This is a genomic window from Paraburkholderia sp., from assembly GCF_035656215.1.
Classification (GTDB): domain Bacteria; phylum Pseudomonadota; class Gammaproteobacteria; order Burkholderiales; family Burkholderiaceae; genus Paraburkholderia.
On the sequence record NZ_DASRSY010000264.1, the window covers coordinates 1 to 10,183 of the forward strand.

At 62.4% G+C, this 10,183-nt stretch carries 10 protein-coding genes; 6 read left to right on the plus strand and 4 right to left on the minus strand.

The features are described from left to right. Together VFE81_RS14795 and VFE81_RS14800 are read left to right on the plus strand one after the other, a co-directional pair. On the plus strand, positions 1 to 720 hold a 720-nt coding region (locus VFE81_RS14795; RefSeq protein ID WP_325045310.1), incomplete at its 5' end, for an SUMF1/EgtB/PvdO family nonheme iron enzyme. Between the two features lie 57 nt (positions 721 to 777). Beyond that, entirely contained in the window at positions 778 to 1,947 is a 1,170-nt protein-coding gene (locus VFE81_RS14800) for a porin (RefSeq protein WP_325045311.1), read from the plus strand. 102 nt (positions 1,948 to 2,049) lie between these two features. On the opposite strand, the gene VFE81_RS14805 is transcribed toward VFE81_RS14800, so the two are convergent. The 4 genes from VFE81_RS14805 to VFE81_RS14820 all read right to left on the minus strand — a co-directional run bounded on the left by VFE81_RS14805 (position 2,050) and on the right by VFE81_RS14820 (position 5,698). Then, positions 2,050 to 3,186 carry a DSD1 family PLP-dependent enzyme gene (locus VFE81_RS14805; protein WP_325045312.1) on the minus strand — a complete coding sequence of 379 codons (1,137 nt, stop codon included), beginning with the start codon at positions 3,184 to 3,186 and terminating at the stop codon, positions 2,050 to 2,052. 25 nt (positions 3,187 to 3,211) lie between these two features. Then, on the minus strand, positions 3,212 to 3,868 hold the full coding sequence (locus VFE81_RS14810) for an HAD-IA family hydrolase (protein WP_325045313.1): 657 nt from the start codon (positions 3,866 to 3,868) through the stop codon (positions 3,212 to 3,214). A 133-nt stretch (positions 3,869 to 4,001) separates the two neighbouring features. Then, on the minus strand, positions 4,002 to 4,907 hold the full coding sequence (locus tag VFE81_RS14815; RefSeq protein WP_325045314.1) for a LysR family transcriptional regulator: 906 nt from the start codon (positions 4,905 to 4,907) through the stop codon (positions 4,002 to 4,004). A 32-nt stretch (positions 4,908 to 4,939) separates the two neighbouring features. After that, complete coding sequence (locus tag VFE81_RS14820) at positions 4,940 to 5,698, minus strand: GntR family transcriptional regulator (protein WP_325045315.1); 759 nt, start codon at positions 5,696 to 5,698, stop codon at positions 4,940 to 4,942. A 272-nt stretch (positions 5,699 to 5,970) separates the two neighbouring features. On the opposite strand from VFE81_RS14820, the gene VFE81_RS14825 reads away from it, so the two are divergent. The 4 genes from VFE81_RS14825 (at position 5,971) to VFE81_RS14840 (ending at position 10,009) form a co-directional block, all read left to right on the plus strand. Next, positions 5,971 to 6,240, plus strand: coding sequence for a UxaA family hydrolase (locus VFE81_RS14825; protein WP_266241527.1), 270 nt, complete (start codon positions 5,971 to 5,973; stop codon positions 6,238 to 6,240). Between the two features lie 55 nt (positions 6,241 to 6,295). After that, positions 6,296 to 7,471, plus strand: coding sequence for a UxaA family hydrolase (locus VFE81_RS14830; RefSeq protein ID WP_325045317.1), 1,176 nt, complete (start codon positions 6,296 to 6,298; stop codon positions 7,469 to 7,471). Between the two features lie 178 nt (positions 7,472 to 7,649). After that, the gene (gene dctA, locus VFE81_RS14835; RefSeq protein WP_414695596.1) at positions 7,650 to 8,987 is read left to right on the plus strand and encodes a C4-dicarboxylate transporter DctA; all 1,338 of its coding nucleotides are present in this window, start codon (positions 7,650 to 7,652) and stop codon (positions 8,985 to 8,987) included. Then, positions 8,984 to 10,009 carry an Ldh family oxidoreductase gene (locus VFE81_RS14840; RefSeq protein WP_325045318.1) on the plus strand — a complete coding sequence of 342 codons (1,026 nt, stop codon included), beginning with the start codon at positions 8,984 to 8,986 and terminating at the stop codon, positions 10,007 to 10,009. The genes dctA and VFE81_RS14840 overlap by 4 nt, the downstream gene beginning before the upstream one ends. The last annotated feature ends 174 nt before the right edge of the window (positions 10,010 to 10,183 follow it).

Genomic DNA, 10,183 nt, shown 5'->3' on the forward strand with positions numbered 1-10,183 from the left:
GGACTCGATGCAAAGCGTTATCCGTCGTTGCCGGCGGAGATGACGCGGCCCGGCTCGACGGTTTTTCTGCCGCCGAAGGACCTGCTGGTCGGCGCGATGCAGTGGTGGCATTTCGTGCCGGGTGCCGACTGGCGGCATCCCACCGGGCCTGACAGTTCGATCGATGGGCTCGGCAATCATCCGGTCGTGCATATCGCGTATGAGGATGCGCTCGCCTACGCGAAGTGGCGCGGCCGCGATCTGCCGACCGAAGCCGAATATGAGTACGCGGCGCACGGGGGCACCTCGATCACCTACCCGTGGGGCGACACCTTCGCGATCCGGTCGAAGATGATGGCCAACACCTGGCAGGGCGCCTTTCCGTTTCAGAACACCGCGAAAGACGGCTTCGTGTCGACTTCTCCAGTGGGTTGCTTTCCAGCCAACGGCTATGGGCTATACGACATGGTCGGCAATGTCTGGCAGTGGGTGAAGGATCCGTGGCAGCAGAGCCACTCGCAGCAGGCGAGCGAGCCGCCGCCGAACCCGAACGTGGATCTCGAGGACGCGCTGGTGGCCAAGGCGCGTAGCACGGAACTCGGCACGATCAAGGGCGGCTCGTTTCTATGTTCACCGATCTATTGCAAACGCTACCGACCGAGCGCGCGCCACGCGCAGGACGTGACGATGGGCACCAACCACATTTGTTTTCGCACGGTACTGAGATTGCCGGCGTCGTAGGCGCGCCTGTTTTGGCGCCGCCAGTAAAAAACTAGTTACCTGGATTTGGAGAGTACTTTGAAATCACGAGAAAACGCCGTGAGGATGACGTTCGTCGCAGCGTCCTGCGCCTGGTTGTTCGGCATGCCGTTAGCCGCGCATGCGCAAAGCCGTGTCACCCTGAGCGGCATTATCGACACAGGCATCCTCTACGCGAACAATAGCGGCGGCCATTCCGACTGGTCGACGACCAGCGGGCAGTTGACCGCGTCGCGCTGGATTATGACTGGCAGTGAAGACCTGGGCGGCGGATCGCATGCGATCTTCCGTTTGATGAGCCCGTTCAATATGCAGAACGGGCACGGCACCGGTCGCGCGTTCAACGTCGCCTACGTGGGTCTCGCCGATGACCGTTTCGGCACGGTGACCTTGGGCCGGCAATGGGACACGACGATCGACACGGTCTCGGGTTTCGCGACCAACGAAACATGGGCGGGTTACATCGGCGCCCACGTCGGCGATGCGGATAACACCAATGCGAGCTTCAAGGTCAGCAATACCGTCAAATACGTGAGTCCGCAGTTCGCCGGACTGAGCTTCGGCGCGACCTACGGTTTCAGCAATCAGGCCGCGGCCGCGGACGGTTCGTCGGGTTTTGCGAACAATCGCATGATGAGCGCGGGCGCGGCCTACGCACGCGGGCCATTCGCGGCAGGTGTCGGTTTTCTGCAGGCGGACCGGCCTGACGCGCAGCCCGCCGGCGCATTGGGTGCGCCGGGTGCGGGCGTGTACGACGACTATGAGAATACGTTTTCGAGCAGCATTGCCAGCACGGCCGGCGTGAAACGGCAGCGTATCTGGCTCGCCGGGGCTTCTTACCAGTTCTTCGGCGCGCTGACGTTGGGCGGCATGTACTCGAAAACGCAGTACCGCTATCTGGACGCGACCGCATTGACGCTCGATAACTACGAGGCGAACCTGACGTGGCAGATTACGCCGTCCTGGGAAACGGGCGTGGCCTACATCCGTACCAATGGACGCTATTCAGGCAGTGGCACGGGAGATGCTGAACCGGGCTGGGATCAGATCAACCTCGGCACGGAGTACGCGATATCGAAGCGCACGACGCTCTATCTGATCGGCGTTGCGCAACAGGGGCGGCATGCGGTGGCGCAGATTTATGGTGTGTCGCCGTCGAGTACGCGCCGGCAACTGGTGATGACGTCAGGCATTCAGCATCAGTTTTGATTCGATGAGGGGTGGCACGGTGAGGTTGTTCGGCACCGTGCCCGGCTTTTCATGGATTCGTCTCGGCGCCCAGCAGCCCTTCCATAGCCCGCGAGCAATCCTTCACCAGCCTTGAAAACGTCTCCACTCGACACTGTCGCCACTCGCCGAGACTGCGTGATACTCGGGGAACTGCGCGCCGGTCGCGCAGGCGTGATTGGGCAGAATGCGCAGCTTCATGCCAATCGGAAAGCGCTGCGTGATATCGCCGGCGTGCACGCCTTCTTCCGACGACGACAGAATCCCGTGTTCCTGATTGGCGCCGCTCACCACGTAACCGGCAAGCGGTGTTCCGTTCAGCAGACAGGGCTGACCGTAGCCGAAATCGTGCGCCTGCTTCGAGGTGCCACGATCGCGGCTCATCGCCATCCAGCCCGCGTCGAGAATCGCCCAGCCTTTATCCGCCTGATGGCCGATCACGGTGGCGAGCACGCTGAGCGCGATATCTTCAAGCGCGCACACGCCGACGTTGTGCATGACCAGATCGAAGAAAACGTAGACACCCGCGCGTACTTCGGTCACGCCGTCCAGTTGCCCGGCGGCGAGGGCCGTGGGCGTCGAGCCGACGCTGACGGCCGGGCACGGAATGCCTGCGTCGCGCAGCCGTTGCGCCGCGCGCACGCAGCCCGCGCGTTCCTGCTCCGCAAGCGCGGCGAGCGCCTCCGGCGTATGAAGCTCGTAGCTGGAACCCGCGTGGGTCATCACGCCGCCCACCTTGACGCCGTTCTCATGCAGGATCCGGCCGACTTCGAGCAGGGTGTCCTGTTCCGGCGTAATACCCGAGCGATGGCCGTCCGTGTCCACCTCGATCCACACATCGAAGGATTCGCCGTGCTGGTCCGAAAACGCGGCGATGGCTGCGGCGGCGGTCGGATTGTCGACCACCAGCTTCAGATCGCAACCCTGGCGGCGCAACGCCAGCGCTCGCGGCAGCTTTGAAGGGGCGATGCTGACCGCGTAGAGGATATCGCTGACGCCGGCCGCGAAGAAAGCCTCCGCCTCTTTCAGGGTCGAGACCGTGATGCCGCGTGCACCGGCGGCGATCTGCGCGCGGACCACGTCGATGCATTTTGTGGTCTTGACGTGCGGACGGAATGCAACGCCCAGCGCGTTCATATGGCCCTGCATCCGCGCGATGTTCTTCTGCATCCGGGGGATGTCGATCAGCGCGGCAGGGGTGTCGATGTGGTCGAGTTTCATGTGTGCACCGGGGAATAGAGCGGCTTCAGGTCCGGCCGAAGCGGCTGAGCCAGGGGACTAGCGAGTCGAGCGTCGGCGCTTCGATCTCGGGCGGCTGTGCTCCCGCTACCAGCGGCAGACCCACGCGGTTGTGCCAGTACGTCCGCAAGCCGACCGCGGCCGTGCCGAACATGTCGTAGCTGGAACCGGCCACGAACGCGGCCTCATGGGCGTCTACGCCAAGTTTGCTGAGCGCGAGCCGGTAAGGCAACGGGTCCGGTTTGTACATGCCGGCTTCTTCGGCGGTGACGATAGCGTCCCAGTGGATCGGGAAAATGTTGGCGGCCTGCGTGCCGAGGTGGATGGAGCAGTTGGTGACGATCGCCAGTTTGCAATGCGGGCTAAGCGCCTGCAATGCCTCGACGGCGCCGCTCCACGGTGCGAGCTTCAGCCAGTTGGTTTCGAGCGCGATTGCGGCCGACTCCGGGAGCCCGACTTCGGCGGCCGCTTCAGGCACCAATTGTTCATACGCAATGTATTGGCCGCAGCCGTAGGTCCGGCGCAAATAGGCCGCACGCCATGCACGGCCCACTGATTCTGAACCTGCGGCCTGATTCCACGACGTCCATGAGTCGAGCAGGGCGGTCAGGAGATCGAAGAGGACCGCCTTGGGGTAGGCGGTCGGGGAGGATTGGGATGTCATGATTTAACCGGCGAGGAACGGTAAGCCGATTATAAAGTCCGGTTGTTCGCCGCACGTTCAGATCAGTTAACTCTCAAATTCAGTCTGAATGAATCTACTGTGTTTGACGCGTGCGATTCCTACGTTCCAGCTTCTATCTTCTCCACGGCGGCAGCGGCCTGAATCTGCCCTGTAAATACTGCATGAAATGCCGCGTACGAGCCGGCAATCCCGTTCGCTGATGGGTCAGTGCGATCACGTTGGCATCCGGCGCTTTCCAGCCCGGCAGCAGGCGCACAAGCCGCCCCTTCGCGATGTCATCGGCAACATCCCATTCCGAGCGCAGAATCACGCCGCGGCCTTCACAAGCCCATTGGCGGATCACGTCGCCGTCGTTGCAACTCAAATGCGCAGAAACGCGCACGCTGCGCCGCGTGCGCCCTTTGCTGAATTGCCACAGCGAGACGTCCTCGTTGTTCTCGCGTAGCACGATGCACGGCAGCTTGCCCAGTTCTTCCGGCGACTCCAACTGACCAATGCGCTTGAGCAGCGCCGGTGCGGCGCATACAAAGCGCGCATTCGGCGCAATTGCGTAGCCGACCAGATTCGATATCGGCAACTCGCCGATATGCACGACGATGTCGAAGCGATCCATCGTCTCGGTCAACGGCTGGTCCGATAGCGTCAGCGCCACGTCGATTTCCGGATTCTGCTGCTGGAACTCGGCGATGGCGGGCGCCAGGTGACGCCGCCCGAATCCCAGCGGCGCGTTGATTTTCAGGGTGCCGATCAGACCGCCCCGGCGCGTCTGGAAATCTTCGAACAGCGAGTCGAACTGCTGGACCAGTTCGGCGCCGCGTTCGCATAAGAGTGCGCCTTCTTCCGTGAACTGCAAACGGCGTGCCGTGCGGTTCACCAATTGCGCGCCCAGCTTCTTTTCCAGTTGCTGGAGGCGCTGAGTCACCGCCGAGGGCGACAGCCCCAGTTTTCGCGCCGCAGCGATCAGGCTGCCACTTTCGCGGATGGTCAGCAGAAACCGGATATCGGCCGAGTCGTTCATCGTGGCAGGGCCTCGGTTGTTTTTCTCAATGTTTATCCGCCGCTCGAGGGTCGCGCGTAACTCGATACGTAGTCGTATTCCTGCGTGTTCACGTGGGTGAGCCGATACTCGACCGGCTGTTCATTGTACGAATACGCAATCCGCTCGACTTCCAGGACGGATGCGCCAGAGGCGAGTTCGAGCAGTCCGCTCTCAAGTTCGCTCGCCTGTCCAACGCGCACCCGCTCATCCGTACTCACCACGTTAATGCCGAACGTATCCTGATAGAAGTTGTAAAGCGTGTTCGGACGATTGCGCAGCGCGGCTTCCGTGAGCTCGGGGAAGCGCGCCTGCGGCACCACGATGTTCTCGACGATCACGACCACATCGTGCAGTGCGAGCTGATTCGTGAACTGAAAGACCGGCGCCCCTTCGCTGATTTTCAGCCGGGCCGCGACTCTCTGCGTTGCCTTCGCTTTACGGAAGTTGACGAGGCTCACGGTGGGGTAGGTCTTGTCCCCATCGTTGCGCACGATGCGAAAGAAGCGGAAGAAATGCCGATCGCGCTGGTGCATCGCGACGAACGTGCCAAGGCCCTGGTGCCGGATGAGGATGTTCTCGGCGCACAGTTCGTCGATAGCCTTGCGCAGCGTGCCGATCGAGACGCCAAAGCGCTCGGCGAGACGCCGTTCCGCCGGAATCGCTTCGCCACCCTTCCATTCGTGCGCCGTAAGCGCCGCCAGCAGCGCGCTCTTCACTTCCTTGTACCGCGTGCCGCCAACGGCGGCCGGCGTTTCCGTCGTGGTGCTCATGATTCTCCCTGAATTCTTCTGAAGCGCGTTGACGCGATTTTACGGCAATAAGCCACTCATGTAACACATATAGATGATCTAGTTGACATGGATGAATTTGACGCCTAGGATGACTTCAACACAACGCAGCGGCGACATGAGATTCGTCGCCCGGCACGCACTGGCCACTTATTGAACTCAACCAGGAGACGCAGATGAGTCACGCAGCAGCAGAAACGAATGGCGCCGCGAGCACGGCGGCTGACACGGGCGAACGCAAAACGATCCACATCGTGTTGCACGAGGCGAGGGACACGGTGGGCGTGGCGGTTGTCGAAGGGATTCAGGCAGGAACGCAACTCAACGCGTGGATCATGGATGAAGACGAGATCGTGACCGTGGCCGCGAAGCAGGACATTCCAATCGGCCACAAGGTGGCGCTCAAGGACATGGCCGTTGGCGACACGGTGTTCAAGTACGGCGTCGATATCGGCAAGGTGGTCGCGCCGATCACTGCGGGCGAGCACGCCCATGTGCACAACATCAAGACGAAGCGCTGGTAAGCCGCGTACCCGCCAGGCAAAAAACATTTCGCTTCCCCATATCGAGAGAGACACCATGAGCGTCATTGAACTGGATACGACTTTCCGCGGCTATCGCCGCAGCAACGGCCGTGTGGGCGTACGCAATCACGTGATCATCCTGCCGGTCGACGATCTGTCGAACGCGGCGGCGCAAGCGGTCGAGAACAACATCAAGGGTACGATGGCGCTGCCGCATCCGTATGGCCGTTTGCAGTTCGGCGCGGACCTCGATTTGCACTTTCGCACGCTGATCGGCGCGGGCAGCAACCCGAACGTCGCGGCGGTCGTTGTGATCGGCATCGAGGAAGGCTGGACCAAGCGCGTGGTCGACGGTATCGCGGCGTCGGGCAAGCCGGTCATGGGCTTCGGCATCGAACTGCATGGCGATCACGACACGATCATGCGTGCGTCGAAAGCTGCGAAAGAGATGGTGCAATATGCGACCTCGCTGGAGCGTGAGGAGTGCCCGATCAGCGACCTGTGGGTATCGACGAAATGCGGCGAGTCGGACACTACCTCCGGCTGCGGCGCGAACCCCACCGTCGGTAACGCGTTCGACAAGTTGTACGGCCTGGGCACCACGCTCGTGTTCGGCGAGACCTCGGAGTTGACGGGCGGCGAGCAGATTGTCGCCGCGCGCTGTGCGAACGACGGCGTGCGCGAGCGCTTCCAGTTCATGTTCGATCGCTACCAGGACATGATCAATCGCTGGAAGACCGACGACCTGTCGGAGTCGCAGCCCACCAAGGGCAACATTGCGGGCGGCCTCACGACCATCGAGGAAAAGGCGCTCGGCAACATCCAGAAGATCGGCAAGAAGTGCATGGTCGACGGCGTGCTCGACAAGGCCGAAATGCCGACGCATCCGGGTCTCTGGTTCATGGATTCGTCGTCCGCAGCAGCCGAGATGGTCACGCTGTGCGCGGCCTCGGGTTTCGCGGTTCACTTTTTCCCGACAGGCCAAGGCAACGTGATCGGCAACGCGATCGTGCCGGTCATCAAGATCTGCGCGAACCCACGCACCGTGCGCACGATGAGTGAGCATATCGATGTGGACGTATCCGGCATCCTGCAACGCGAGCAAAACCTCGACCAGTCCGGCGACCGCCTGCTCGAATGCATGCTCGCCACGGCGAACGGCCGCTGGACTTCGGCGGAAACGCTCGGCCATCGTGAATTCGTGCTGACGCGGCTGTTCGAAAGCGCCTGATCCGCCGCAAGCACAAACGCCGCACAGCATCACAGCATCACAGCATCACCGATAGAAGCAGCAGGGCAAAACGAAGTCCCCGTCCGGTGCGCGCCGGCACGACACCGCTCGAAGAAGCGGGCGTGCCGTACGGCGCGCCCGTCGTCTTCTGGCAGCAGCGAGTGGAGGAGACACCATCTTGCGCGTGCTCAAGCATCTCTATGTGCAGGTCCTGATCGGACTTGCGGCCGGCATTCTCGTCGGTCATTTCGCGCCGTCGCTCGGCGTTCAGTTCAAGCCGCTCGGCGACACTTTCATCCGCCTGATCAAGATGTTGATCACGCTCCTGATTTTCTGCACGGTGTCGGTTGGCATCGCGCGCATGGAGAACCTGAAGCAGGTCGGGCGCGTGGGCTTCAAGACGATCCTTTATTTTGAAGTCGTAACGACGATCGCGCTCGTCATCGGGCTCGTGGTCGCGAACCTCGTGCATCCGGGCGCGGGACTGAACATCGATCCCGCGACTCTCGACGCGAGCGGCGTTTCGCGCTTCGTGAGCGAGGCGCATACGCAGTCGCAGGCGAGTTTCCTCGATGAGATCGTGCCGAATTCGGTTGTCGGCGCGTTCGCGCGCGGCGATCTGTTGCAGGTCCTGCTGTTTTCGGTGTTGTTCGGGATCGCATTGTCGATCATGTCCGGACGCAGCCGGATCCTTCAGCGCGGCATCGAGCAGTTCGGTGACGTGCTGATGCGGATCGTCGAGATGATCATGCGGCTCGCGCCGCTCGGTGCCTTCGGCGCAATCGCATTCACGGTTGGCAAGTACGGCATCGCGAGTCTGCAGCAACTCGGCCTGCTAATCCTGTGCTTCTACATCACGAGCATCCTGTTCGTCGTAATCGTGTTGGGTACGGCATGCCGCTGGGCGGGCGTGGGTCTCTGGCCACTCCTTAAATACCTGCGCGAAGAACTGCTGATCGTACTCGGCACCTCGACCACTGAATCCGTGCTGCCGCGCCTGATGGAGAAACTCGAACGGCTTGGCTGTCCGAAGTCGGTCGTCGGTCTCGTGCTGCCAACCGGCTATTCATTCAACCTGGATGGCGCCGCGATTTACCTCACGATGACCTCGCTCTTCATCGCGCAGGCGACCAACACGCACCTCACGCTGATGCAGCAGATCGGCCTGCTGGCGATCCTGATGCTGACCTCGAAGGGCGGGGCGGGGGTGGCTGGTGCGGCGCTGGTTGCGTTGACGGCGACGCTGTCCACCCACAACATCATTCCGGTGGCGGGCATCACGCTCATCATCGGTATCGACCGCGTGCTGAACGAAGTGCGTGCGATCGTGAACATGATAGGCAATGCGGTGGCGACGCTCGTGGTCGCGCGCTGGGAAGGCGTGTTCGATGTCGAGACGGCGCGTGCCGTGCTTGCGTCGCCGCGCAACGAAACGCTACAGGACAGCACGGATGAGGTGGACGGCGCGATGATGCCGCTGTCCTCGCGTCAGGCGATACGCGAGAGTCACAAATGAGCGATCCGAACCTGCGATACGTTCCGGCTGATGAACTGGGCGAACTGGCTCGCGCGGCCTTGCTGGCAGCGCGCGCGACGCCTGCGACGGCCGACGCTACGACGCGCGCGCTCGTCTACGCGGACACGCGCGGGCTCGCGTCGCACGGGGTTGCGCGCCTGCCGATGTACGTCGCGCAACTGCGCAACGGCCGCGTCGATCCGGTGGCCGTGCCGGGCATCGTACGCGACAAGGGCGCGGCCTTTCTGATCGACGCGGCCGACGGCCTCGCCTTCGCGGCCTGCGAACTGGCGATTGCGACCGGCATCGAGCGGGCACGGCAGTTTGGTACGGCAGCGGCGAGCATTGTGCGCAGTCATCATTTTGGCGCGGGGGCGTATCACCTCGAAGCGATCGGCGTGGCCGGGCTCGTCGGGCTCGCATTCAGCAATGCGCCTGCGTCGATGCCGGCGTGGGGCGGCAAGAAACCGCTCTTCGGCACGAACCCGATCGCGGCCGTCTTTCCTCGTTCGAAGGGCCGGCCGCTCACCATCGACCTGTCGCTATCGCAGGTGGCGCGCGGCAAGATCATGGTTGCGGCGCGAGACGGCAAGCCGATCCCGCAGGGTTGGGCAACTACCGCGGACGGCCAGCCGACCACCCATGCGCAGGCCGCGCTCGACGGCATGATGCTGCCGTTCGGCGGCGCCAAGGGGGCCATGCTCGCGCTGATGGTTGAATTGTTGGCTGCCGCGTTATCTGGCGCGCAGTTCGGGGCGGAGGCCGGATCGTTTCTCACCGCCGAGGGCGCGCGTTCGCGCGTCGGGCATCTTTTCTGGATCATCGACCCGGCTGCGCTCGCGGGCACCGCGATATACGAGGCGCGGATCGAGACGCTGATTGACCTGATGCTCATGGACGACGGTGTGCGTCTGCCAGGTTATCGGCGAGATGAAGTGGCCGAGGCTGCCGCGCGCGACGGCATCGGCATACCGGCAACGCTGCTTGCGCAACTGGCGGTGCTTGCCAGAGCCGCAAGTTAAACTGACGCTTCCGTAACGAAGCCGACAGCCTGACTAGTGTCCTGAGTTAAAAATTCATTGAAAGATGCCGATCACGTACTAAAGTGTTCTGTGTAGCACTTGATACGCGGAGGCAACGATGAGTGGACGGTCCAAAGGGGAACTCGTGCTGAGCGATTCTGAGCGCGAAGACCT